At 66.2% G+C, this 25,217-nt stretch carries 23 protein-coding genes; 12 read left to right on the forward strand and 11 right to left on the reverse strand.

Features of this window, described 5'->3' with window-relative positions; genetic code table 11:
- Positions 1-192: 192 nt before the first annotated feature.
- Positions 193-1,863 carry a metallophosphoesterase family protein gene (locus DB30_RS14080; RefSeq protein ID WP_240480228.1) on the forward strand — a complete coding sequence of 557 codons (1,671 nt, stop codon included), beginning with the start codon at positions 193-195 and terminating at the stop codon, positions 1,861-1,863.
- 81 nt (positions 1,864-1,944) lie between these two features.
- Positions 1,945-2,658, forward strand: a complete 714-nt coding sequence (locus tag DB30_RS14085) for a hypothetical protein (RefSeq protein WP_052548974.1) — start codon at positions 1,945-1,947, stop codon at positions 2,656-2,658.
- Here DB30_RS14085 and DB30_RS14090 read toward each other — a convergent pair.
- The gene (locus DB30_RS14090) at positions 2,642-3,304 is read right to left on the reverse strand and encodes a TrmH family RNA methyltransferase (protein ID WP_052548977.1); all 663 of its coding nucleotides are present in this window, start codon (positions 3,302-3,304) and stop codon (positions 2,642-2,644) included. The genes DB30_RS14085 and DB30_RS14090 overlap by 17 nt on opposite strands.
- A 52-nt stretch (positions 3,305-3,356) precedes the next feature.
- On the opposite strand from DB30_RS14090, the gene DB30_RS14095 reads away from it, so the two are divergent.
- The gene (locus DB30_RS14095; RefSeq protein WP_052548979.1) at positions 3,357-3,743 is read left to right on the forward strand and encodes a hypothetical protein; all 387 of its coding nucleotides are present in this window, start codon (positions 3,357-3,359) and stop codon (positions 3,741-3,743) included.
- Positions 3,744-3,754: 11 nt separating this feature from the next.
- On the opposite strand, the gene DB30_RS14100 is transcribed toward DB30_RS14095, so the two are convergent.
- The 3 genes from DB30_RS14100 to DB30_RS14110 form a co-directional block, all read right to left on the reverse strand.
- Positions 3,755-4,255 carry a hypothetical protein gene (locus tag DB30_RS14100; protein WP_052548981.1) on the reverse strand — a complete coding sequence of 167 codons (501 nt, stop codon included), beginning with the start codon at positions 4,253-4,255 and terminating at the stop codon, positions 3,755-3,757.
- Positions 4,256-4,265: 10 nt separating this feature from the next.
- A complete protein-coding gene (locus DB30_RS14105; RefSeq protein ID WP_052548983.1) occupies positions 4,266-5,108 on the reverse strand; it encodes a hypothetical protein in 843 nt (280 codons plus the stop codon).
- Positions 5,109-5,175: 67 nt separating this feature from the next.
- The gene (locus DB30_RS14110; protein ID WP_052548985.1) at positions 5,176-6,039 is read right to left on the reverse strand and encodes a hypothetical protein; all 864 of its coding nucleotides are present in this window, start codon (positions 6,037-6,039) and stop codon (positions 5,176-5,178) included.
- 138 nt (positions 6,040-6,177) lie between these two features.
- On the opposite strand from DB30_RS14110, the gene DB30_RS14115 reads away from it, so the two are divergent.
- Entirely contained in the window at positions 6,178-7,191 is a 1,014-nt protein-coding gene (locus DB30_RS14115; protein WP_052548988.1) for a hypothetical protein, read from the forward strand.
- A gap of 32 nt (positions 7,192-7,223) precedes the next feature.
- On the opposite strand, the gene DB30_RS14120 is transcribed toward DB30_RS14115, so the two are convergent.
- Positions 7,224-7,946: a DUF459 domain-containing protein gene (locus DB30_RS14120; protein WP_052548989.1), complete on the reverse strand. Its 723-nt coding sequence runs from the start codon at positions 7,944-7,946 to the stop codon at positions 7,224-7,226.
- 11 nt (positions 7,947-7,957) lie between these two features.
- Entirely contained in the window at positions 7,958-9,418 is a 1,461-nt protein-coding gene (locus DB30_RS14125; RefSeq protein WP_146658840.1) for a hypothetical protein, read from the reverse strand.
- Positions 9,419-9,635: 217 nt separating this feature from the next.
- Between DB30_RS14125 and DB30_RS14130 the strand changes: the two genes are divergently transcribed.
- Entirely contained in the window at positions 9,636-10,532 is an 897-nt protein-coding gene (locus DB30_RS14130) for a hypothetical protein (protein WP_052548993.1), read from the forward strand.
- 73 nt (positions 10,533-10,605) lie between these two features.
- Here DB30_RS14130 and DB30_RS14135 read toward each other — a convergent pair whose 3' ends face one another.
- Positions 10,606-11,667 carry an SDH family Clp fold serine proteinase gene (locus DB30_RS14135; RefSeq protein ID WP_052548995.1) on the reverse strand — a complete coding sequence of 354 codons (1,062 nt, stop codon included), beginning with the start codon at positions 11,665-11,667 and terminating at the stop codon, positions 10,606-10,608.
- A 52-nt stretch (positions 11,668-11,719) separates the two neighbouring features.
- Between DB30_RS14135 and DB30_RS14140 the strand changes: the two genes are divergently transcribed.
- The 7 genes from DB30_RS14140 to DB30_RS14170 all read left to right on the forward strand — a co-directional run bounded on the left by DB30_RS14140 (position 11,720) and on the right by DB30_RS14170 (position 20,350).
- Positions 11,720-14,071 (forward strand): efflux RND transporter permease subunit, encoded by a 2,352-nt coding sequence (locus DB30_RS14140; protein WP_146658843.1) that lies wholly within the window; start codon positions 11,720-11,722, stop codon positions 14,069-14,071.
- A 46-nt stretch (positions 14,072-14,117) separates the two neighbouring features.
- Positions 14,118-14,504, forward strand: coding sequence for a protein kinase domain-containing protein (locus DB30_RS14145; protein ID WP_240480229.1), 387 nt, complete (start codon positions 14,118-14,120; stop codon positions 14,502-14,504).
- 10 nt (positions 14,505-14,514) lie between these two features.
- Positions 14,515-15,180: a hypothetical protein gene (locus DB30_RS14150; RefSeq protein WP_052549001.1), complete on the forward strand. Its 666-nt coding sequence runs from the start codon at positions 14,515-14,517 to the stop codon at positions 15,178-15,180.
- Between the two features lie 137 nt (positions 15,181-15,317).
- Positions 15,318-17,933, forward strand: a complete 2,616-nt coding sequence (locus DB30_RS14155; protein WP_052549004.1) for a serine/threonine-protein kinase — start codon at positions 15,318-15,320, stop codon at positions 17,931-17,933.
- Between the two features lie 165 nt (positions 17,934-18,098).
- Entirely contained in the window at positions 18,099-18,269 is a 171-nt protein-coding gene (locus tag DB30_RS14160; protein ID WP_153258319.1) for a hypothetical protein, read from the forward strand.
- A 51-nt stretch (positions 18,270-18,320) separates the two neighbouring features.
- Positions 18,321-18,953: an RNA polymerase sigma factor gene (locus DB30_RS14165; RefSeq protein WP_165703757.1), complete on the forward strand. Its 633-nt coding sequence runs from the start codon at positions 18,321-18,323 to the stop codon at positions 18,951-18,953.
- Positions 18,954-19,828: 875 nt separating this feature from the next.
- The gene (locus DB30_RS14170; protein ID WP_052549013.1) at positions 19,829-20,350 is read left to right on the forward strand and encodes a DUF6714 family protein; all 522 of its coding nucleotides are present in this window, start codon (positions 19,829-19,831) and stop codon (positions 20,348-20,350) included.
- Here the strand turns inward: DB30_RS14170 and DB30_RS14175 are convergent.
- From DB30_RS14175 to DB30_RS14190, 4 genes are all read right to left on the reverse strand, one after another.
- Positions 20,334-21,212, reverse strand: a complete 879-nt coding sequence (locus tag DB30_RS14175; RefSeq protein ID WP_052549016.1) for a hypothetical protein — start codon at positions 21,210-21,212, stop codon at positions 20,334-20,336. The two genes, DB30_RS14170 and DB30_RS14175, sit on opposite strands and share 17 nt — an antisense overlap.
- 55 nt (positions 21,213-21,267) lie before the next feature.
- Entirely contained in the window at positions 21,268-22,452 is a 1,185-nt protein-coding gene (locus tag DB30_RS14180; RefSeq protein WP_165703758.1) for a VWA domain-containing protein, read from the reverse strand.
- Positions 22,453-22,496: 44 nt separating this feature from the next.
- Positions 22,497-23,945, reverse strand: a complete 1,449-nt coding sequence (locus tag DB30_RS14185) for a CotH kinase family protein (RefSeq protein ID WP_052549022.1) — start codon at positions 23,943-23,945, stop codon at positions 22,497-22,499.
- A 303-nt stretch (positions 23,946-24,248) separates the two neighbouring features.
- Positions 24,249-25,172, reverse strand: a complete 924-nt coding sequence (locus DB30_RS14190; RefSeq protein ID WP_146658851.1) for a hypothetical protein — start codon at positions 25,170-25,172, stop codon at positions 24,249-24,251.
- Between the last annotated feature and the right edge of the window lie 45 nt (positions 25,173-25,217).

The following is a 25,217-nucleotide window of genomic DNA, read 5'->3' on the forward strand; positions in this document are numbered from 1 at the left end:
AGACAATCTTGCGCCGCTCGCGGCCGGGCCGCTTGGCCGCCGGTTCCCGCAGATTGCGCCCGTGGCCTGGATCGGTGGCTCCAAACCGTCGATCAGACGGTTATGCTCCGGCCGGGCCCGCCCAACGCCGGGCGCCCTCACAGGCCCGCACGTCACCCCGACAGGAACACGGCAAAGATGATCAAGCTCTCCTTGGACCCCCGTATTGCCGAGCAGCAGATTGAGGCGGTCATCTTCTACCTCACCACGTGTGGCTACATCGACAGCGAGTTTGACCTCAGCGAGAAGGCGTTCGTGCGCGCGTACCTGCGCAAGGTCGTGACCACCCGGATCGACGAGCGCCACGGCGACCAGCTGTCTGCCGAGGCCCGGTTCGAGGCGATCGAGCGTGAGCACGACCACTATGTAGAGGTGTTTCAGCAGATTGATCGGGAGGTCAAAGAGCTGTTCACCGAAGCCGTGGCCGACGGCGAGGACATCGGCGAGTTCGTCAAGTCCAAGCTCAAGCTGCGGGCGTTCGAGATGTTCAAGGACCTCGACGCTGACAATCGGGCGGCGCTGCTGGGCGTGGTCGACGAGTTCATTGGGGCCGACGGCGTCGTCCACCCCGAAGAGGTCAAGTTCCGCAACGAGCTCGCGGCGTTGCTCGATCAAGATCCCATGATCGGCGAAGAGGACATGATCGGCGACGAGGTCGAGCTCGCCAAGCCCGTTGATCTGCAGCCGCGGACCGAGAACCACCCCTTCTTCACCAGCTTCGAGCACCACTACTCGGCCGACCCAAGCAAGATCCGCAAGCAGATCGACGCCGACGTCGCGGTCCTCGATCAGGCCCAGGCCTACTGGGACGGGCTACGGGCCGAGGGCGCGGGCAAGCTCAGCGGTGTGGGCTCGGTCGATGATCTCGAGTTTGGCGGGCCGGGCTTCCTCGACGGCCACGTTCACGTGGTCCCGCCCAGCGACCGCGACTTCGAGATGATCGTGCTTGGCGATCTGCACGGCTGCTACTCGTGCCTCAAGGGCGCCTTGATGCAGGCCGACTTCATGGAGAAGGTCAAGCGCTACCGCGCGGATCCGGCCAACAACCCCGAGATCAAGCTGGTCCTGCTTGGCGACTACATCGACCGCGGGCGGTTCTCGTACAACGGGATCCTTCGCACCGTGCTCAAGCTGCTGCTGACCGTGCCCGAGCACGTCTACGTGCTGCGCGGCAACCACGAGTACTACATTGAGTATCAGGGCAGGGTCTACGGCGGCGTGCGTCCAGCCGAGGCCATCAACTCGCTCGTCAACCATGTCCCCGACGAGGTGTTCGAGCGCTACCTCAAGTTCTTCGACTCGATGCCCAACATGCTGATCCACGATCGCATGCTGTTCGTCCACGCCGGGATCCCCCGCGACGCGCTGATCCGCGAGCGCTGGCAAGACATGTCCACGCTCAACGACCCCGACATCCGGTTTCAGATGTTGTGGAGCGACCCCAGCCGCGCCGAGGTCATCCCCGAGGATCTGCAGGCCGCCAGCGCCCGGTTTCCGTTCGGGCGCAAACAATTCCGCTCGTTCATGAGCCGGCTTGGCTGCAACCTGATGGCGCGCGGCCATGAAAAGGTCAACGCCGGGTTCAAGTCGGTCTACCGCGACGACGACGTTCGCTTGCTGACCGTGTTCTCGGCGGGCGGGCTCGACAACGATGACATCCCGGCCGACTCCAACTACCGCGACGTGCGGCCGATGGCGCTCACGATCACGCGGACCGATGGCGAGCTGAAGGCAACGCCCTGGGAGATCGACTACGCGCGCTACCAGTCACCCGCGCTCAACGGGTTCAAGGGCCGCGAGCCCGAGATCGACTTCGTCGAGTGAGCCCAGATCCCGGATCCTCGCCACGGGTGAGCGTTCGCCACAAATTTTGAGGTTCAGGACAGCCGTGCCAGCGTCCACGCGATGCGCGAGGATGATGATGAGCAGGTCGAGCAGGACCTCCTCGACAGTGAGCCCGGGCCCGTCGCCAGCGCTGGCGCGGAGGCCGTCGCGCCGGTTCGCACCCAAAGGATCGCGCGCTGGCTGTCGAGCAACAGCTGGCTGATCCTCGCCGCCGGGGCGGCGCTGGTGCTGACGCGGGTGGTCGAGTTCTCGCCGCCTGAGCAGGTCCGCATGGACGAGGCCAGCGTGGATCTGGTCGGCGAGGCGCCGAGCCAAGAATTCTCGAGCCAGCTCGGCAACCCGCAGGCGGTTCAGCTGCGCGCGACCTTGCGGCTGTACCCGCGCAACGATCTAGACGTTCGTGAGCCGGATCCCAAGCTCGACGGCACCGCGCGGGTGCTCTCGCAGCCCGTCGTCACCACGATCTACGCGATGAACGCGACGATCGACCAGACCGTGCGCCTCGACGGCGGCGAGCTCGAGATCGACGTGGCGCTGGCTGGGACGCCGCGGCTGAGTGACACCGCCGGGGCCAACAAGGTGCCCGATCTGGATCTCGAGCAAGAGCTGACCGTGACCAGTCGCCAAAACAAGTGGCTGGGCGATCCGGTTCAGCGCGTTCACCTGCACACCCGGGGGACCCTGACAGACCTCGAGGCACGGCCCTACCGCTGGGTGTTCGTCGTCGAGGGCAAGCTGTTCGCGCTGGATCTCGAGATCAACCGCGCGGTGTGATCACGACGCCGCGAGCGTGACGCAGCAAGTACGCTGCGATCCCGAACGCGCTCGACACGTTGAGTGATCCCTTGATCCCGGCCATCGGGATCCGCACGACTTGCTCGCAGCGCTCGACCACGCGGGGGTCGACGCCGGACACCTCGTGGCCAAGGACCAAGACGATCGGGGGATCACCGGGTCCGCCCGCTTCGTCGATCAGCTCGAACAGGTCGCGCGAGCGCGGCCCGCCCTCGAGCGCCCACAGCCGCTTGCCCGCGCCAACCAGCGCGTCGGCGGCCGCCGCTGGATCGGGGTGATGGCTCCAGGCCACGCTGCGCTCGGCACCCAGCGCTGTCTTGGCGAACTTGGGGTGCGCGGGCGTCGGCGTGAACCCGCCCAGGTGCATGTGGGTGACGCCGGCCCCATCGGCGGTGCGAAACATGGAACCCACGTTGCTCAAGCTGCGAATGTTGTCGAGCAAGGCCTCGACCGGGGGACCCGCCGCGACCCGGCGCTGCGTGATCTCGTGGGTGTCATAGACCTCACCCACGAACTGCGTAGGTGACTGGCACAAGGGACAATTCGCCCCAAGCTCGCTCGCCTCGGCCACCGGAAACCGCAGCCCGCAGCCGGCCGCCTGGCACTCGCGTTGTTGGTACCGCACCGGCGCACCTTAGATCATGCACGGCGCTCAGGTTCCGCTAAGATCCCCAGGCGTGGCGTATCGGGATGAGCAGCAGGCGCTGATGCTCGAGGTCGCAACCCTCGAGCGTGAGAACCATCGCTTGCAGGCCGAGCTGACCGAGGCCGAGCAGCGCTTCAAGGGCCTGCTCAGCGGCGAGTACGAGCAGCGGCGCAAGACCGTGCGCAAGTCGTGTGTGATGTGTAGCGGCAACTTGCTCCCGGTCGCGATCGTCGCCGGGCACGACGTCCGCAACCCGCTCCCGCTCAAGATGAGCACGCTGCGGTTTGGCTCCCCCGAAGGCGGGTTCACGGCCTCGGCTCCGGTCCGTTCTTACGCGTGCGGGACCTGCGGATACATCCACAACTTCATTGATATGGATCTTGGCGACCTCGGCGGCAGCCTTGGCGAGGTTGGCTGAGCCTCAGCCGGCTATCGAAAGTGCGAGAGATCCACGAGATCGAGCTGGGCAACGCGTGTGCGGACGAGCGCCCACTCGAGCGGGTCGAGCTTGCGCCTCCAGCCAGGGCTAGAGATGACCTCGCGGATGGTCTCGGCGATCTCGGCCGCAGCCTTACGGTGTCGCTGTTCACGTCGCCGCGTGGACAGGAGGACGAATGTCGTCGTGAACAACAGCATTGTCGCGCCTGCGCCGACAATCAACGCGATGGCAACGCTATTGGCCTGGAACCAGTAGAACGCCGTCGAGAGAGCCAAGATCGTGACGACGAGCGTGGGCACGATCCAGAGCGTCTGGAGACCCTGCGTCCGTGCGCGTTCCTGCTCTCGCTCAGCCACCTCGATCAACGCCAACACTTGCGCGATCTCCCGATCGATCTTCGGCGGGCGCAAACTCGACGGCATCACGTCGACCGGCTCCGGCTGGTTGCTCTCGTCAAGAAACGGCGGGTGCTCTCGGAGTGGCAGGCTCATCAGTCTGTCCTCATGCACGGCACAGATCAAAGATCTTCGCCCTCAAGCGAACGACATACGCTCGCCGAGCAGCTTCGTCGATCTCGGATTTGACGATCGAGTCACCCCACGCAAAGTCTTCGGGCAGGCACGAAACGGCGGCCGAGTCGACCGCAACGTTGAGGCGCCCGATGTTCGACTGCAGGCGCTCCACACGCCGCGCAAACGCGCCACCTCCTCCAGGACAGTAGCAATCCGAGACGCCGGCCAACCTGTCCTGATAGAGGTCAGCTTTGGCCGTCACCACCAGCAGCCAGAATGGCCGCCGGTGCTTGCGCCAGTAGCTCTCCAATTCGTGGCAGGTCTTGTCGAAGTCCTCCAGCTCCTCCTCGAGCTTTTTCTCGACGAAGCTCTCGATGCTCGGATGCGTCCGCAGCAGATGGGCCTGGGCGTCGGGCGACCGCGGGTGCGCCAGTCCGGCGCACACCACATAGATCAACCCAGAGATTTCGCTCTTGCGGGACGTGAAGTGGCGTTCGAAAGCGTCCTGACGCGCGTGTGAATCTGGGTCTCCGGGGATGACGATCCCCGCAACCTTCTTGCCACCAGCACCCCGGCCTTTGAGATTGGCTTGACCGATGCTCGCTGAAGTGTCCGGCGGTGAGTAGCCTTCCGTGTAGGCGGCGCCCGACAAGAAGTCCCAGAGCACGGACTTACCCACCGACTTGATGCCGGTCACCAGCACGGGCGCAGGTGTGCTCGACAACATTCCGCGCAGCCACGAGCCTGCCCGCTTGACCTCGTCAGGGTGGTCCTGCGCCCACTTGACGACCTGTTGGGCGCCCTGGAGCGCGAGTGCAGCCTTGCCCGACACACCTCGACTCTACCAGCTTTGGTCGAGCACACACAGAACCACGCGGTTGCGAGCGCCCGCCCTCCGCTCAGCCGGGCGCGCGCACGGGTGGTCGCAGGCGCTCGCGCCAGCGCGTGGCGACGGACTTGGCCCGCGGATCCTTGGCCGTGCGCGCCAACCTGGACAGGGCCTCGGGTCCCAGCATCGACAGGCCCTCGCGCTCGAGCCGGGGGGCGAGCGAGGCCGCCAGCACACCCGCGCCGCCAGCCCAGCGCTCGAGCACCGCAACATCGATCTCGTAGGGCGTGGCCGGGAGCGCGAGCCATCGCTTACCGATTGCGCGCAGCTGCTCGGACTCGTGCTCGATCCAGACCGGCAACAACATCTCGAGCAGCTCGGGCTCGAGCTCGCGCAAGGTCGCGGCGGTCGGCTCGCGCAGCGCTCGTTCATCGAGCTCGAGGATCGATGCGATGCCTTCGATCAGCGCGCTCGGCTCGAGGCCCAGGCGGTCGAGAGACTCGCGCAAGCTAGCGACGCCAGCGTGGGCTTGGTGGGCAGGTTCGTCATGTTGCTCGCCGTCGCCGTCGCTTGCCTCGCGCCGCTCGAGCTGACGCGTGACCAAGTCGCGCAGCCAGTCCCACGGTCCGCGACCTTCACCGCTCTCGCCCCCCAGCACCGCGTAGCCAAGCGCCTCGAGGGTTCGCAGCCGGGCCGAGAGCAGCGCCTCGGCCTCGCCCTCGGCCAGCCAGCGCCACGACAACATGCGCCCGCGCCCCAGCGCTTCGGGCTCGCGGCCGCTGCGGGTTGCGTCCTCGGCTCGGGCCTCGCGGACGTTGTGCGCGACGCCAAGCAGGGTCCGCTTGGTGACCAGCGAGACCCTCGCGTAGCGGTCGGGGCCGCGGGCGTGAGTGAGGACCAGCGTGGTGCCGCGGCTTTCGCTCCAGCTCGCCATACCTGCGCGAGTGTTCCATGGATCGCCCGTCTCGAACAGCCAACAGGTGAACGGCGCCCGGGAGCAGGGCCGCCGTAAGTCATGCCCAGAGGGTCGCGTTCCCCGGCCCCAACGACTCGAGACCCCAGATCGGCACCCATGGGCCGACCCACGATAGGCCGCGAGGACACGACCATGCACGACCCCAAGCGAAGCGAAGATCCCAACCTGAGCCGACGTGGCGCCCTGATCCGGATGATGGAGGTCGGTGTCGCCATCGCCGGCACTGCCGTGTTGACGAGTGGAGCGACCGAGAACCAAGCCGAGGCCCGGCGTCCGCCGCCGCCGATCGAACCCCAGAGCCCGCTGGTCTCCCTTCAGCTCCAGTCACCCCACGGCGGCGAGTTTCCCAGCTTTCGTCATGGTGGTGACGTGTGGATCGGCGGCTCCGAAGGGGAGCGCTACAACCTGCGGCTGCAAAACCACAGCCCGGAGCGCGTCGAGGTGGTGGTCAGCGTCGATGGGCGCGACGTGATCAGCGGCCGACTTGGCGACTACGCCAAGCAGCGCGGCTACGTGATTGATCCCTTTGGTGTGTTGGTGATCGAGGGCTACCGGCAGTCGCTCGATAGCGTCGCCGCGTTCCGCTTCGCCGACCTCGCCGACAGCTACTCGGCGCGACTTGGGACGCCGGTCCACGTGGGTATCATCGGCGTCGCCGCGTTCGCCGAGAAGGTCCGAACCCGGCGACACAAGCAGCCGCTCGCGCCGATCGACGGCGATCCCTTCCCCGGTGAGGACTCTAGCGTTCCGCTGCCGCCTTCGTCGGTTGTCAGCGGCGCGGACAAGGCCCGCCGCAGCGCCGAGAAGCGCGGCGAGGCGGGTCCGGGTGCGAGCTGGGCGGCCCCCGAGCAGCCCAACTCGCTTGGCACCGAATACGGAGAGAGCACCTTCGCGCCAGTTGAAGAGGTCTCGTTCAAGCGCAAGCACAACAAGAAGCCCGACCAGCTGCTGGTCATGCGCTATGACTCGATGGACGGGCTGCGCGCGCGCGGTGTGGTGTTTGACGATCGGCCCGTGCGTCGGCCGGTGCGGACCTGGGACCGCGAGCCGCCGCGCCCGTCGGGCCGCGAGTTCGCGCCGCCGCCCCCACCTCGGGATTGGTGGCGCTGAGCCGGCCGGGCTCAGGGCGACGAGCCCAGCGACTAACGAAGCGCGTCGCTGATGTACGGCCGCACGTGATCGGCCAGCAGGTGCGCGCCCGCTGGGGTGACGTGGACGCCATCGCCGGAGCGCACGCGGGTGCGGGTGCCATCGATCACCAGGTGATCGCTGTACGCCCCGCGCACGGTCAACGCGTCCCAAGTCGAGACGAATCGTGCGTTCGGTCGCAGCGACATCTCGACCTCGAAGACCTCGTTCATCGCGGCCACGCGGCTGCACAGCTTCTCGGACTTGACCTGCGGCATGCCCAGCCAGAACAAGCGCTCGTGCGCGGGCGCGACCGCGTCGGCGAACGCGTTGACGCGGCGGCGGTACTCGGGGATCCAGCCGGGATCGCCGTAGCGGTACCACTCGGGATCGGCCTTGCGGCCCATGTAGATCCCTTGACCGTCGTTGCCGCCGAACATGCACACGACGACGTCCGGCTTGGCTTCCTCGCGGGCCTTCGCGCCGAGCTTGAACCAGTCGTAGAAGTCCGGCCGCGCCAAGCCAGACGAAGCCTTCGCGCGGCGATCGATCGTGCAGCCAAACTCGCGCTCGAGATCCTGGCCCAAGTACAAGCCAAAGCCGCCGCCCATCATGCTGCTGCCGATCATCAAGACCGTGGCCCCGTCGGCGTGCGCGCTGCGAGGTAGCAGCAACGCCGCTGGCGCTGCGGCGAGCAGCGAGATGAAGCCGCGTCGAGAGGTGGGGGATGTCGTCATAATGGGTCGCGTCACTTGGGCCACGCGTAGATGCCACTCAGCTCGCGATCGGTCGCGCGCGCGGTAGCGGGGGTCGAGATCGAGACCAGATCCCCGGGCAGCAGCGAGAGGTACAGCTCGCCCCGATCGGCGTGGAGGTCTGGATGATCCCTGTCGTCGTCGCCGTCAACGATCAGCGTGCGCTCCGACGACCAGTCCACGGTCATCGCCATGCACACTGGGGGGGCGCCGGTCGAGCACACGACCGCGCGCTTGGTCGTGTCGATCGAGACCTCGTTGACGCCTAGATCCGAGTCGGTGACCTCTACGGTGATCTCGGCCACGACCTCGCGCCCAACGAGCGACAACAGCTCACGGGCGCGCAAGGTCATCGCCCGGGTCGTCACCGAGACCCCGCCGACCCCAGACATGCTGAGGTCGGCCAGCGAGTCGGTCCAAAACCACCCGGCCTCGGTCTCGAGCGCGAGGATCAGGTGCCCGGTGTACCCCGCGTCGAAGAAGCCAACCTGCAGCAGCTGCGCGGCCTTGAACGATCCACCCAGCCGCCGCTTGGCCAGCGCGCGCTTGGTCGGCTTGTTCTTGATCTGCGGCTCTTTCTCGCAGCGCACGTCACCCTCGGTCGGGCCGCGGCCGTCGGCCGCCAACACTGCCGCGGTCGCCTTGCTGCACAGCTCGTCGAGCGACTTGGCCGGTCCGTTGATCTTCACGCGTAGCTCATCTGGCAGCGGCGCGCCGGGCCCACAGCCAGTGATTGGCTCACCGGCTGCGCACGCGGTCATGCAGGCGGCGAGCGCCGGTTCGTCCAGCGTCGCGTCGGATCGCCGGCGCGCGGCGTCACACTGGGTCAGGCACTGGACCTCGCACGGCTGCACGCTGAAGTCCTCGACCTCGGCGAGATCCTGACCGGCCTGAACCCCGCGCAGGTAGCCCCAGATGCCCGCGCGCTTCCACTCTGTCTCGATGTACTGGTAGTAGCCAAACAGCTGCCCCTCGCGCACGATGAAGGTCATCGTGTGGGTGGGCTTGCCCTTGAGCGAGACCGTGGCATCGATCGCGCCGGGGATCAGCTTGGACTCGCTGAGCGCAGCCTCGGAGGTTTGAACCTTGCCCTTCTCGAACACCACGTCGTCGTAGCCGGTCTTGGTCAGCTGGATCTTGCCCTCGCAGTTGTCGACGCTGACCGTCATCTGGAAGTGACCGTTGATCCCACGCGACGAGAGATCTTCCGAACCCACCACGGTGGTGTCGAAGGTCCACGCGCCAGCGAAGCCGGCCAAGTTTGCGCAGTGGCCCGTCACCTGCTCGGGCGGCGCCTCGAGCTTGGTGCACTTGCCATCGAGGCAGCTCAGCCCGTCGGCGCACTCTTCCTTCTTGGTGCACGAAGCACCCGCGTCGCCCGGCTCTGACTTGCACGCGGACAGAGAGACCAGGCCAAGCACGACCGCGAATGAAGGCGCGAGAACGATGCGCATGACACTGACGCTACCCCGGGCAGCCCACGGATCTTGTCCCGCTCCCCCCTAGAGTTCGAGCAGAATCGCTCGGGGAGCACAGATGTCGTGAGTTTTATCTCGAATAATAGATTTGGGTGACTATGGAAACTACTGAAACTGTCTTAGATACTTGTCATCTCGTCGGGTGAGCGTGGCCCCTCGTCAAACCCTACCGAACCAAGAGAGAACCTCGATCATGAAAACCCTACGACTGCTATCGCTGTGTCTTGTTGGTGGTGCGCTGACCTTGTCGGCCTGCGGCGACAAGACCGACACCGAGTCCACTGGTGCGAGCACCGTCGCAACCACCTCCAACGGTAGCGCCGACACCGACAACGACGAGGACACGGGCGGCCCCGACGACTTTGGTGGCGACGGTGACGGCGATCCTGGGACCACGACAACCACGAGCGCGGGCTTCGTGCCCACCGACGGCGACATGCCCAGCATCGCGGAGTGTGATCCGTGGGCGCAGGACTGCCCCGAGGGTGAGAAGTGCGTTGCGTACGGCAGCACGGGCGGTGGCTGGGATGCCAACAAGTGCGTGCCGATCAACGGCGACGGTACCCAGGGCGAGCCCTGCACCTACGACGGCACCGCGGCGTCCACCGACGACTGTAACGCGGACACCTGGTGTTGGAACGTCTCGGAAGAGGGCGTCGGCGTCTGCACCTCGTTCTGCACGGGCTCGCCTGACGACCCGATCTGCGAGCCCGGCTACGGCTGCTCAATCGCCAACGAGGGGTCGATCACCTTGTGCCTGCTCAACTGCGACCCGCTGCTGCAGGACTGCCCGTCGGCCACGGACTCGTGCTTCTACGACTTCAGCGGCAACTTCGTGTGTGCCTTCTTCACCCAAAACCTGCCAACCGGTGAGCCCTGTGGCTTCATCAACGACTGCATCGGCGGCGACATCTGCCTGGGCGCCGACGTGCTGCCCAGCTGCGCTGGCGCGTCTTGCTGCGCAGAGTTCTGCGACCTGACCGACCCGACCTGCACCGTTGAAGGGACCGAGTGCACGCCCTTGTTCGAAGACGGCACCGCGCCGCCCGACTACGTCGACGTTGGCGTCTGCATTATCCCCGGCGCCTAGTCGCTGACTGACTGACTGACTGCAGAGGCCAGCGGCAACGCTGGCCTTTGCAATTTGCACGTTGCTCACGAATTCAAAGGTGGACGACCTTGGTGTGTTCTTCGCCGGCGATGAGCCGCAGCTCTCGCCACGAGCTGCGATCGTTGAGCGAGCTCCAGCGTCGCTCGACCTCGCGGTAGTGCCAGTCGATGTCGACCTGGTAGTAGAGCTGCAGATCCCGGGTCTCGATGATCTTGCGGATCTCGTTGCTGTGATAGTTGCGGGGATCGTGGTCCGTGTTGGCGCGCTGGCCCATCTCTGCGTAGGTCTGGCCAAGCGCGATGAGCAGCTCCTCGACCTCTGCGGCGAGTGGCTTGGCGGGCAGGCCGATGCGCTGGGCCTCGCGCAGGGTGATTGGGTAGCCGTGGGCTGGATACTCGGAATTGAGCGCGCGGGCGATCTGCGCCGCTCGTTCTCGGTCGGTGAAGTGATAGGACAAGATCTCCGTGCACAGCTTGATCGACAGCGAGCTGGCCCGATCGACCGCCCCGATCACGAGCGGGTGCACGAAATCGAACAGCTTGCCCCACGGGTTCGGCTCGCTGACATCGTGGTCCTGGGCGGCGTCCCCCGGGGTGCCCTCGCGCCACAGCCGGACCACGCGGACCAGCTCGTCGTGGCTGACGCTCACGCGATCGTTGGTGTGGTCGAGGGGCGAGAGCGCGTGGCGGATCGAGGTGTCGACCGCAGACAGATAGCCGAGCGGACCAATCTGGATCTCGTCGGCCCCGAGCGCCAACATCGTCGCAGCCGAGGCCGCCTCGAGGGGGACCAGCGCTGTCACCTCGTCGGCCCAGTGGCGCAAGATGTTGGTCATGCGCAGCGCGGCCGTGCCCTGGCCGCCGTCGGACTTGATGAACAAGAACACCCGGCGCGGGCCGTCGTGGGTGTCCCGGGCGCGACGCAGCACGTGATCGAGCGCCGCGACGTCGGCCTGGCTCATGCTGGCGTGGGGCGAGCACCAATAGCTGACGAAGGCCCCGCCCAAGGCTTGCTCGAGCCGAGCGATCAGCGGCGCGGTGCGGTTGAACAAGATCGGCGGGCGGCGGATCTCCAGCTTCGGCACCACCACGGGGTCGAGGTCGGACTCGGACATGTGCAGCGAGCATAGCGCTGTCGGTGGCGGCGTCCGGCTGTAGACTCCGGGCGTGTCTGACCGCGAGCGCGCCACGCGAAGTAGTCGGCTGCTCGCGTGGGTGATCGCGGGCGTGCTGCGGCATCGCAAGCTCGCGCTGATCGGGGTGGTGATCACGGTGGCGGCCGCCGCTCTTGGGCTCACGCGGCTGCAGGTCGACTTCTCGTCAACGGCGTTCTACGGCGACGCGTCCGCGGCCGCCCAGCGCTTGGCCGACCACCACGCCAACTGGGGCGCCGACGACGACACGCTGCTGGTGCTGATCGAGCCGAGCGCCGCCCACGATCCCGCGGGTGTGCTCAGCGGCGAGCGGCTCGAGGTGATCGCTGCGCTGGATCGTGCGCTCGCGGGCGCGTCGCAGGTTGACGAGGTCGTGTCGATCGCAACCCTCGCGCTGCCGCTGCCACCCGCGGTGCCGGGACCACCAGGCGACGCTGCGTTCCCGAGCGTCGCCGCGGCGCTGGGGCTCGCCGCCCTCGAGCCCGCGCCGCGCCGCGCCCTGCTCGAGCGGATGCCCTTCGTACCCACGCTGTTGTCGGCCGACGGCGGCCTGACCGTGATCGCGGTGGAGCTCAGCTTCTCGACCGACGACGTGCTGCGGGCCCGGTCGGTCGTCGACGAGCTCGAGGTGGTGTTGGCCAGCCATGATCAGGCGCTGGCCAAGGTGGGCCTGACGCGGCAGATCGCGGGCGTCCCAGCCGTGCGCGCTGGGTTCATGGGCTTGGTCGTGCGCGATCAGCTGGTGTTGGTGCCGCTGACCTTGCTGGTGATCGCCGGGGCGCTGTTCGTGGTGTTTCGCCGGCTGCACGGCGTGGTGATCCCGGCGCTCGCGGCCGGGCTGCCAACCTTGATGTTGGTGGGGATCATGGGCTGGACGGGCGAGGGCCTGGGCTTGCTGAACCAGGCCTACTTCACCCTGCTGCCGGTGATCGCCGTCGCCGACGCGATCCACCTGCTGGCGCGCTATCACGAGGAGCGCCGCGCAGGTGGCCACACGCAGGACCAGGCGATCGTGCGCGCGGGCTCGCGGGTCGGTGTGGCGTGCTTGCTGACCTCGCTGACGACCGCGACCGGCTTCGCCTCGCTCGCGCTGGCGGACATGCCGATCCTGCGTGGGTTTGGGCTGTACGCCGCGCTGGGGGTGGTGCTCGCGTTCGTGACCGTGATCGTGCTGGTGCCGCTGCTGCTGACCTTCGTGGAGGACGACCGCCACCCGCCGCCGCTGCCCGGGCTGCGCTGGGTCGATGTCGTGGTCGGCTTTGCGATCCGGCGGCCCGGTGTCGTGCTGATCAGCAGCTTGGCGGTGGTGCTGCTCGCGTTGCTGCCGGCCTCGCGGGTGCAGATCGACAATCAAATCTCGGGTCTGCTCGAGCCCACGCACCCAACCAGCGTGGCGAGCAAGACAGTCGACGAGCAGCTCGGTGGTGTGCTGGGTTTGGAGTTCGAGCTGCGCGCGCCCGCGGGCGTCGACCTGCGCGACCCGGAGCTGCTCGCGGCGATCCACGGATTCGAGCTGTGGCTGGCCAAGCAAGACGGCGTTCGCGTGGTCCAGGGTCTGGCGTCGATCGTGGCGGGTACGGGCGAGCTGCTTGGTGAGCCCAACCAGGTCCCGGGGTCGCGCGAGCAGATCGACGCCCGGATCGCCACGATCGCCGCCTATGCCCCGCTCGACCGGCTCGAGCGCGACGATGGCCAACACCTGCGGATCCACGCGGGCATGCCCGACATCGGTGGGCAGCGCTTCGTCGTGGTCGCCGAGCAAGCGGAACACGAGCTCGAGCGCCGGCTGGCGGCGGTGCCTGGCGGCGCGCAGGTTCAGGCCTACGCGACCGGGACCGCGTTGCTCGCCTACCGCGGCGTCAACGGCATCACCAAGGACGTCCGCGATTCGTTCGTGTTGGTGTTTGCGGTGATCATCGGTGTGATCGCGCTGTTGTTTCGGAGCTTGTGGCCGGCGTTGATCGGCGTGCTGCCCAACGGCGCGCCGCTGCTGCTGGGCTACGCGATGCTCGGCGTGCTCGGGCAGGTGTTGGATCCGCTGGCGGCCGTGATCTTGACGCTGGCGCTGGGGATCGCGGTTGATGACACCTTGCACATCATGGTCCGCACCCGCGAAGAGCTGCGCGACGGCGCCGAGCTCGAGCCTGCGCTGCGCCGGGCGATCGGACACACGGGGCGGGCGGTGTTGGTGACCAGCGTTGTCATCGTTGGCGGCCTGTCGCTGGAGATGCTGTCCTCGTTTCCGCCGATGCAGCTGCTGGGGTTGCTGGGCGGGGGGGTGATCGCGTTTGCGGTGGTGATGGACCTGCTCTTGTTGCCCGCGCTGATCGTGCTGGTGCGTGGGCGCGGGCTACTCAGTCGCTGAACAGACCGCCAGCGCTGCGACGCGCCCGAGCTCATCCCCGCTGTTCGTGGCCGAGCAGCTGGCCAGCGCCCTCGCCTACGTGCACGCGCTCACCGACGACAGCGGCCGGGCGCTGGGCTTGGTTCACCGCGACGTCAGCCCAACCAACGTGCTGGTCTCGCGCACGGGGGCGGTCAAGCTCAGCGACTTTGGCATCGCCAAGGGCGACCGCACCTGGGGTCGGCTGCGCAAGGGCAAGTATGCCTATATGTTCATGAACTTGCCTCGGGGGTCACCTGGATGTGCCGCGAGCTGGGGCGACCGATCACAGACAGCGCCAGATGGGCCTGCGTGGGCGTTGGCCGGATCCATCGCCAGACACGGTCTCGCCGAGTTAACGCGGGCGGGCGAGTTCTCGCGCGTCGCTGTATCGCCGAACCGAGCCAGCGTGTGATGATCCACCCATGACCTTCCAACTAGACAATCGTGCCGGGCCGCGGGTGCTCTGGCCACTCGCCACGACGATCGCGATGTTGCCGTTGCTTGGCTGCGGTCCCGGCTCGATCGGTGACGGCGGGACGTTTCGAATCACCGCCGTCGACTTCGACGGCGACGCGACGCTCACCTTGACCTTCAGCCATCCCGTCGCGAACGTCGACGCGATCGATCCCAACGACTTTCGAATCAGCGTCGCCCAGACCTACTCGATCACCTACACGGATCCCGACTACGGGACCTACACCTACGCGGGCACCTTCTACTCGGACCTTGGCGCGTTCGGATACAACTACCAGTACGAGTACACGCGCTTCGAGATCGTGTCCGCCACGCTCGGCGCTGACAACCAGATCCGGCTCGAGGGCCAGTTCGCGTTTGGTGACGACGTGTGCGAGCAGCTTGCCTACGCCCAGCAGCAATTCGAGATGTACCTGGCCCAGTACCCAGGTTCGAAGGTCGAGATCGGCATGTTCCTGCACTACGCCGCCGGCGACATTCCGGTGCTGAGCGAGCGTGACGAGACGATCGCCAACATCGGCGCGCAGTGGGTGCTGACCGAGTCGCTGTACATGCAGAACGACGTGTACGGGTTTCCAAATCTGCAGCCGCGGCTCGAGATCCCCTGTCCGTAGCGCGCCGCGCGAACGAGTGTGGCTGAGGTCAATCGTTCGTCGTCATCGCTCGACTATCACCGATGCATGACGAGGTCACCGACGCAGGAGCGACCGCTAGCCATAGGCATCGAGCATCGGGCGCGGGGGGGTCGAGTATGACGACGCGGACACCGGCGCAGGCGAACGAGCAGATGACGACGGGCCTGAGTTCGCCGCGGGCGGGGACCCCCGCGCAGACGACCGACGGTGGCCAGCGGGCCGTTCCAACCCAGCTCTCGTGGGACGGCGGGCGGAGCCTCGAGGCCGAGGTCGAATTCCGCTCGACGCTCGTTGGGCTGGCGCTGCTCGACGACGTCGAGCCCGTGACCATCGGGCGCGACCAGCGATACACGATCCGTCGCCTGCTTGGCCGTGGGGCCATGGGCGCCGTGTTCTTCGCCGACGACCGCGTGCTCCGACGACCGGTAGCGATCAAGGTCATGTCGAAGCTCCTGACCAACCGTCACCGATCTCAGGATCGGCTTCGGCGCGAGGCGTGGGCCTTGGCGCTGCTCGATGACCCCAATGTGTTGTCTGTCTATGACGTCGACATCGCCGCCAGTGGCGAGCTCTTCATCGCCATGCAATACGTGGCGGGGCACAACCTGCGAGAGTGGGCCGAGGCGACGAAACCGACGCGTGCCCAGCTGATCTCGGTGTTCGTGGCGGCCGGTCGCGGGCTGGCGGCGGCTCATGAAAAGGGCCTGGTGCATCGCGACTTCAAGCCCGACAACGTGCTGCTGCAACAGGACGGACGGGCGTTGGTCGCCGACTTCGGGCTCGCTGGGGGGGCGCCGCTCTCGTTACACCAACCCGCCACTCCCGAGCATGGGGGGACCGCGACCGAGGCGAGCTTCATGGGGACCCCGGCCTACATGCCGCCCGAGCAGCGACGTGGTCAGGGTGTCGAGGCTCGCAGTGATCAGTACGCATATTGTGTCTCGCTGTGGGAGCTGCTGGTTGGCGAGCGACCCACGCCGCAGACGATCGGCCAGCGACCGCGAGAGCTCCCACGCTGGCTCTACCGTCTGCTTCGCCGCGGGCTCGCCGAGCGCGTCGAGGATCGTCATGCGGACATGTCCACGCTCGTCGCCGCGCTCGAGCATACGCCGACGCGTCGGCGCCGATACGCGTGGGTCGGCGGGGCCGTCGGCTTGGGCGGCGTGCTGGTGTTCGCTGGGATGCAGCTCGGATCCACACCTGATCCAGCGTCGGGGCAGGCAGCCGCCGATCCATGCGCGCAGGTCGGCCTCGAGCTGGAACGGGTCTGGAACCCGGCCCGCAAGCAAGCCCTCGCTGCCCACTTGCGCGAGCTCGAGCTCGACGAGACCGGGCTCGCGGCCCGAAGTGTGATCGACAGTCTCGATCGTGCGGCGACCCAGTGGCGCGAAGATCGAGTCGCGGCGTGCGGCCAGGGCGTGGATTCGGGATGCCACGAGCGTTGGGTGCGACGCTTCGATCGTCGCGTCGAGCTGCTCAGCGCGCTCGATCCGGCCGCGGCGCCAAGGATCAGCGAGCTGCTCGAGCCGCTTCACACCCGCGCCTACTGTGACCTGGTCGCGGTGCCGCTCGACAGCGCGACCGATGAGGCGCTCGACCAAGTCGAGCTCAGCGAGGCGCTGGCCGACTACGATGAGGCGCTCGCGCGCGGCGAGCAGCTATGGGCCGGCGTCCAAGCCCGAAGCAGCTGCACGCAGTCCGGTGTCTACTCGGACGAGGCCGCCGCGGTGAGCTACCGACTTGGCCACATTCATGGCGAGCGGCACGACGCCAAGCAGGCGCTGGGTTGGCTCGACCTGTCAATCGTTCACGCGCTGGCCTGCGCGAACGACTCGCTGCTGGCTGCTGCGCACTTGCGGGCGGCCAAGATCTCGGCCGCAGACGACAACGCGCTCGAGAGCGCAGCCCGTTCGTTGCGCGAGGCCAAGGCGATCATGGATCGCTCCCGTGATCTGCCTGAAGACCTGCGCGTCGAGTACGAGCTGACCCAGGGTCTGGTCGAGCTCAACCGGGGTGACTACGCCAAGGCAACTGCCCGGCTCGAGCGCGTTCGCACGCAGCTGAGCGAGCATCCGTTGCTAGAGCTCGAAGCGCTGATCAACTTGGGGGTCGCGGCCAACGGTCTCGGGGACCGTGACGCGGCCCGAGCGGCGTGGGAGCGCGCTCGCGAGCTCGGCGCGGGGCTGCCCGGGAATCCACCAGAGCTCGACATCGCAACCCTCAACTATGGACTCGCGCTCGCGCACGCCGACCCGCCGTCCCGCGACGCTGCTGGCGAAGTCTTGAGACTCGTGATCGCTAGCCGGCACCCTAGTGTCCGACTGCGCGCGACCACGGGCTTGATCGAGCTCGAGTCCAATCGTGGACATTCAGCCGAAGCGCTTCGGCTCGCGCCCGGACTGCTCGAGCTCGCCCGCGCACATCCGGACCAACCTGCGGACGATCGCGCGTTTGCCCTGTTTTGGGCGGGGCAGATTCTGGCTGACGCCCGCGACAGGCGAGGTCTCGAGGCGCTGACCGAGGCGCTTGCGATATTCGAGGAACACCTCGCGCAGCTACCCGAGCGGGTCAACTGCGAGCTCTCGCTGGCGTGGAACCTGCTCGAATTCGGCGAGGTCGAGCTGGCTCGACGCCACCATCGACGCTTGCTGTCGCTCGATCCCTCGCTCACTCGAGATCTGGGCCCGTTGCTCGCCGAGTTCGGTCGCGCCCTCGATCACGAGCGTGGGTGAGCGGCCTGACTCGGATCGCACTTTTTTGGGTTCCGCGGCAATCGTTCGCGTGAACCCAACGACCATTGAGAAGCGAGCCACCGCGTCGAAAGGGCTCGATTAACCCTTCCAGAGGATGTACCCATGCGAACGAGGCTGCGAACCGCTGCCGTGACGATCTGTGTCATGAGCACGCCCATGATGTGCACGATGAGCGACCCAGGGACCAAAGGGCCGCCACCCCAGTTCCCACCGATCGAGACCGAGCCACCGCTGCTGGTCCGACCGACCGTCCTCAAGCTCATTCCGACCCGAACCCCGCCCCAAGACACGCACTTCATGCCGCTCCCACAGTAGTCAGGAGTTGCTGCGGCCTCGCTTCCTAGGAGCTGTGTTAGAGTGCCCGCGGTGCGGGACGACACGGATCTTCAGTTGATCGAGCGTTGGAGAGAGGGTGACCGCCGAGCGGGGCACGTGCTCGTGGCCCGGTATTTCGACCCCGTCAGGGCTTACTTTCTCAATGCGGTCGGGGACGCGGAGCGCGATGATCTCGTCCAAGAGACCTTTCGTCGGCTGGTCTCGGCGGTCCCTAATTTCGAGGGGCGCTCGAGCTTTCGCACCTATCTGTTCAAGATCGCCCGGTTCACGCTCTTCGATTTTCTTCGTCAACGCTATCGGGGCAAGGGAGAGTTCGACCCCATGCTGCACTCTGTCGAGGACCTCGACGGTGTCTCGCCCTCGCACCTCGTCACGGCGATCGAGCGTCACCAGCAGCTGCTCGCGTGTGTTCGCAAATTGCCAGTCGAGACCAAGCAGCTGCTCGAGCTGTACTACTGGCATGATCACACGGCAGCCGAGCTCGCCGAGGGCTTTGGCATCCCCGAGCGAACCTTGCGTAGTCGCTTGGTCGCTGCCCGCCAGCGCTTGCTCGCGTGCATGCAGGCCGGCGCCGAGCCAACCAACGAGCTCGACCTCGCGCTCGAGGGGCAGCTGCGCCAGATCGGTGAATTCTTGCGGTCGGGCCACGTTCAGGGCGAGTGACGTCACCTCGCTTCGGGTGGTGATTGAGCTGGCCGGGACGTCGCATGGATAGATTTGAAGTGAGGTGCCTCATTGTTCTTCGCTCAGTCGAACCCGCGCGCGCAGCGACTTGCAGAGTATGTCGAACCGTTCAGCTCCCAAGCTTCAATTCCTGCTCGCCACACTAGCGATCACTGCAAGCGCCTTGGCGGGGTGTGACCCCGAGTCGTCGCTTCCCACTCCAGTCAACGCCTTCGCGGAGGATGACGGCGCTGAATTGGACGATGATGTCGAACTCACGGATATCCCGATAGAGTCCTCGGGTGAAGCGAGCGCTAGTGAGGCAAGCGGCAGTTCCGAAGTCAGCCTGGACCCGCACTCACAACCTGGCGCGAGCAACCATGTTCACGCGCCTCGCTATTGTTGGAGCGACTCTCAATGTTGGGGGAGTCAATGCCGTTGCGTGAGCTCCACCTGCCAACCAAAGGGAGTCAGCCCGCTACCTCCGGCGGAGTATTGTAGCTACCCTCCCGAGTTCCATACGGGGGATTATGTGCCCTGCGAGGGGGCGAGTGACTGTGCTGATCACTGCAACTGTAATACCAGCGGCTCGTATGGGAACTACTGCAAGCCGTTTGGGGTCGGCCCCCACCCACCCTTGAGCTCCTGCGAGCCCGATGGCGGCGGCAGCGGAGGTAGCGGTGGCAGCGGTGGCAGCGGCGGTGACGGGACAATTTTCGAGTAGCACAGCGAGCCTGGGGCTCGTCGCGCCCGCTTCGACCAGCGTGTCTGCCCCCGCCGCTCGAGCGCCCCAGAGATGTGGCATGCTGTGGCCCATGCGCACGGCGATCAAAGACCGCGGCCCTCACGCGCGACTGTCCAAACGACGTTGAGCCATGACAAGCCTGGCTGACATCCTCGATCAGATCGAACGGGCATTCGACGGCGTGCCCTACCCGGTCAGCGGTCGCTCGTTGCATCAAGCGAATGCCTGGGACGACTACGAGACCTGTGACGACTCACGAGATCACAAGGGTCGGTGGCAGGACATCCCAGATGCACACTTCGAGCGCTGCCAGTGGGCGCTCGCGCATCTGGATGTCGAGGGCATGCACTACTATTTGCCCGCGGCCATGAGCTTCACGCTACGAACGCGCGACAGCGGCCCCTCCATACTGCACGAGAGCGTTGTGTTCACGCTGCAGCCCAGCATGGGCGACCTGCGCGAGTACCAGCGCCAACGTTTTGCGCGACTGACCGCCCCGCAGCGCGCGGCGATCTACGGCTTCCTGCAGCGCTGGTCCGATGATCCCGACATCACGCTGGCGTGGAAGCAGGTGGTGATGCGCGATCGTGAGCGCCCCGATCGTGACGACTGGTTCGATGATTTAGACTACAACCTCACCAGTGAAAAATGACGCCGTACTGCTTGGTATAGGGCATGCCGACGCCGTAGGGATCCGCGATCCAGCGCGCGCAGCCTTCACCAAGGATCAGCGTTCCGTCCTTGGCCTGATAGTCGAGATCTTCGTAGTCGTTCTGGTACAGCGGAAATTCGTTGTACGCGCGTAGATGCGGGTACGCGATGACGGCCGGCGGGAAGCCGTAGACGGCACCGTCGGAGTCGGGGTAGCCGCCCGCGCCAAAGCTCTGGTGCTGCAGCGAGAGCTTGGGGGTCCCGTTGTCGTTGAACAGGACCAGGTTCATGTCCATCAAGTAGGGCGTGTAGTGGGTCGTGACGCCGCCGGAGTAGGACAGGTAGCTGAGCGTCCAGTCGATCGCGGGATCCCATGGCTCGCAGTTGCCTCCCGGGCACTCGCGGGTGCGGATCTGCATGATCGCGTCGTCGAGCACGACGCGGTCCATACCGCCAAGGTAGTTGCTGGCCGCGACCGCGTCCCAGGGCTGGCCGTCGCAGCCGAGCTCGTCGAAGGGATCGGTTGACTCGGGCTCGCCGTCGCCGTCGCCATCGCCATCACCGTCGCCATCACCGTCGCCGTCGCCGTCGCCGTCGCCATCGCCATCACCGTCCCCCGTCTGCGTGTCGTCGCCGTCGCCGTCGCCCGTTTGGGTCGTGCTGTCGCCATCGCCATCGCCATCGCCGTCGCCGTCTCCACTCGACGCAGGATCGCCATCGCCATCGCCGTCGCCGTCGCCGTCGCCGTCGCCGTCGCCGGTCTCGGAGCCTGCGCTCGCCTGCGTGTCCGCGCCGCCCTCCGCGGAGTCAGCGGTGCAAGCAGGCAGGATCAACAGCGACAGCAACGAGGCGCGGAGGTTCATGGCTGCCGAACGATGCCGTGAACCCGGGCGATTGTCGAGTCAGTCCAAACCCTCGTTAGCGCGGCTCAGGGCAGCCAAACACGAACTGGAGATCCATGATCTGCCCCGACTGAAGCAGCTCGCAGGGCGGCCCGTAGAAGGTGACCTGGTTGGTGTCGAGCTCGTAGTCCCAGCCGTCGTCGTGGCCGAGGTCCCTCAGGATCTCCATGTCGTTGATGTACACATAGAGCTTGTCGGGGTCGGGCGGCACGACGTCGAGGACGAACGAACACGAGAGCACGCTGCCCGCGATGTCGGCGAAGGCGTTCACCAGCGATTGCGCGTCGCCGGCCTGGTAGTACATCTGATCGCCCTCGAGCGCGGTGCCACCGGCCTTGGCCATGTCGTTGAGCTCGGTCGCGTCGACACCGTCGCCGAACCCGACCACGAAGGTCTTGATCGGAGGATCCTGCTCGAGCAAGGCCTCGACCATTGGCACCGGATCGTCGCAGCTGGACTGCCCGTCGGTGATCAGCAAGACATAGTTGGACCGGCCCAGATCCTTCAGGCCTGCGTAGTCTTGCAGGATGTCCAGGGTCTCGGCGGTTGGTGTTCCAAGGCTGCAGGTGTCGGCGTCACCAAGCGCGCTCGTGATCGCCATTCCGGTCTCCGGTCCAACGTCGACCGAGACCCCGCCCGGACCGCAGCTCTTGCCTTGTTTGCACGCCGGATCGAGGCCAGGGTAGAGCATCAGGCCAAAGTAGACCTCTTCGGAGAAGTCGGTCACGACCTGCTCGATCGCGGCCTTGGCAAGCGCCCACTTGGTGCCCTCGTCGCCAACCTTTTGGTCCATGCTGCCCGAGCGATCTTGAACGATCAGCACGTTGGGCGGGATCGCGGTGGCCTGATAGACCTCACCACCACAACCCATGCCGCCCTCGGTGCCGGCCTCTGGGACGCAAGCTCCGTCTTCGCAGACCTCGTCATCGACACAATTCGAGCTGTCGTCACACGGCCCGCCCGGCAAGTTGGGGGTGCAAGCGCCATCTTGGCAGTACTCGCCCGTGTCACACTCGCTGTTGGCGGAACAGGTCGGGCCGTCGGTGGTGTCGCCACCGCTCGACGCCGTCGCCAGGGTATTGACCGCCTCTTCGGCGTTCGAGCCGTGGCCAACCGGGTCGTTCACGCAGCCCGACGACGCAGACAGCAGCATGAGGGCCGCAAGCGACCCGCCCGGCAAAATATTGATCCACGCGTTCATGGTGTTCCAGTCATTCAGGTGCATTTCGCACCAGGCGCGAAGCATCAGGGCTCTTCGCAGTAGCCATCACCGTCGTTGACGCCGCCGTTCTTCCAGCACTCGAGCCACTCCTCGAGGAATTCGAAGCGGGCCTGCACATACTCGTGAAGATCCTCTACCTCGTCGATGTAGTCTTCGTTGGACCAGGGCTTGTTGGTGTCCTCTAGGACCGCGGTCTGGATCTGTGCGGTCCACGTGTCAATGCGCTCGTGCATCTCTTGCGGCGTGTAGGCCTCGTGGGTGATCTCGTCGATTAGCTCGATGTAGCGCGCAAACCACATCGGGTCCTCGAGGGCGATCTCGTAGAAAGGCCGGCCGTGGGTGGTCCACTTCTCCCACACGATAGGGTCGGGGTTCTCTGGGTATTCGCCGTTGGGCTTGTCGTTGAAGCGCTCGAAGGTGTTGTCGAGGTCCCACGGCAGCATCATGAATTTGCCGCTAATCGGCTCATCATAGACATAAAAATTGAGGCCGCCCGCCCACATGCCGTCGGAGTCGGGGATCACAGCTTCCGAGGCGAACGCCCGCAGGGCCTGCTCGATGTCCAGGTAAGTGAACAGCTCCTCGGGGTCCTCCGCATCCTTCAGGTCGTCGAGGCGGTCATCATTGCTGGTGTCGGTGTTGGTCTTGAGCTCCCAGTTGGCCCGCTTCCACAGATCCCCGGTTGGATCGTCAAATACCCGCTCGAGGAACACCTCGTCGATCTTCTCGATGTTGGTGAAGATCCCGTAGTACTCGCCGTTCACGACCACGCGGGCGTTGTTGGCACAGGGCGCCGGGACCCCGGCGTCACGCATGACCGCGAGCGCGAGCCGGTCGCGCAGCATGTGCTCATTATAGGTGGCGGAATCGAGCGCGAGGCGCTTGATACCCAGGAAATTGCCGTTCTCGTCGTTGGTGTGAAACCCGATCTGGAACTGCATCTTGTCACCGGGGATCGGGTCCCAATAGGTTGCGTTGCCGCGCAGTCGGATCTTGGCGTTGTTGATCACCACATCGCCGTACGTGAAGGCCTCGAGCGGGTGGTAGCCCTTGGGGTCCTCACCCATCTCCTCGATGGCCTCGCCGTTGTTCCACTCATACTTCAGGAGGTCCCACACGAGCGGGTCAATCGTGAGGTTGAAGGTTGGCAGCAGATCCTGGGCATAGATGCCGTGACAGCCCTCCTCGTCTGTGGGGGGGATCTGCTCATTGGGGGGCAGCGCGGGCCCACCCCCATCGGTCTCTTCGGTCTCGTCCGTTGGGTCTGGCTCCGCGCTGTCGTCCGGGTCGCCGGAGTCGGTCGTGGCAGGGCGAGACTCGGTTTCGGTGCCGTCGAGATCGCTGGTTGCGGTGTCTGAGGCCGATACGCCTTCAAATGTATTCGCACTAGGCTGGTCGGCATCACTACCGGAGCAAGCGAGTATCGCCCCGAGCGAGAGGAAGACGAGAGACCGAGTCGAGTACAATGCCATGTTCAAAAAAACTCTCCAGCACGCGCCGGCTAGCTATCTAGCAGCCTTCCATCGCGCGACCGTACTCGCCGGCTGAAGTCGCGCGATTGCACGCAATCTCGCGTGTTTGATCCGAGCAGCGGGCGGCGGCGAGGCGGACGCCTATCTGGCCAGCATGCCGAGCACCGCGAAGATCAAGAGCTCGCCAGGCACTCGAGCGAGGTGGCGACGAATATTGTGCGTTTCATGGAGGAAACGATTGTGCCTACCGTTGCTCGAGGGCGCCGCGCTCGAGCTGGCCGTAAACCCGAGGGTACCCGAGGGCTACTCGGCGCCGTCGAGCACGAGGTCGACACAGCGCTCCACGAAGCCGCGGTTGGGCTCGTGGCCCTCGCCGCCGCTGTTGATCACCTGCACGACCACCGCGCCGACCAACATCGCCCCGATCGCTTCAATGTCGGACTCGCTGGCGAACGGGTAGTCGTCGCGCTCGCGGCGAAGCACCTGCTCGAGCGCGACCATACCCGCGGTGATCTGCTGCTGGCTTGGGGCGGTGGTCTGGTTGGCCAAGCCAGCCGACACCGCCTCGAGCGCGGTGATCAGCTCGTCGCGCAGGGAGTCGTCGGGCGCGGTCGTGAAGCTGAGGCGGTTCTCGACCAGGGCGTCGATCGACATGCCCGCGAACGAGGTCTGCGCGGACTTCAAGATGAACGAGCCGCTGTACTCCATGACCTTGGCGATCAGCTGGTCGACGGCCGCGTTGGCCATGGCCAGCGCGACCAGCTCGTCGAGCACGTCGGCGAGGTCGCCAAGGATCTCGCGGATCACGACCTCGAGCGGCGCGAGGTTGTCTTTGATGAGCGCCTGGCCCGACTCGGCGTGGAGCCGGTCGGACACCAGCTGCAGCACCCGCATGGTGAAGTAGGCGTCATCGAGCAGGCCGAGCAAGCCCAGCTCGTTGGGGATCAAGTCGTCGGGCTCGTCCCAGTACGCGACCGCGGAGCGGATCACCTGGGCCATGGTGGCTTCGACGGGGGTCCCAAGCGAGGACGCCGCGGCCGCCGACAGGTGATCGGGCACGCTGCGGACGTAGCCCTCGAACAGCTCGATCGCCTCGCGCCGCTGCTTGTGGCCTAGCGCCAGCCCACGCTCGGCGGCGCGGTCTTGCAGGTAGTTGGCGAGGTGGCCCTCCTTCGCCTCGATGGCGAGGGCGGTCTCGATCATTTCATTGATGTGGGTCGTGTCCATCGAGGTTGCCTGTGAATTACTAGCGCCTGAGACGGGGTTGGTCCA

It is taken from the genome of Enhygromyxa salina, from assembly GCF_000737335.2.
In the GTDB taxonomy this organism is placed as follows: Bacteria; Myxococcota_A; Polyangia; order Nannocystales; family Nannocystaceae; genus Plesiocystis; species Plesiocystis salina_C.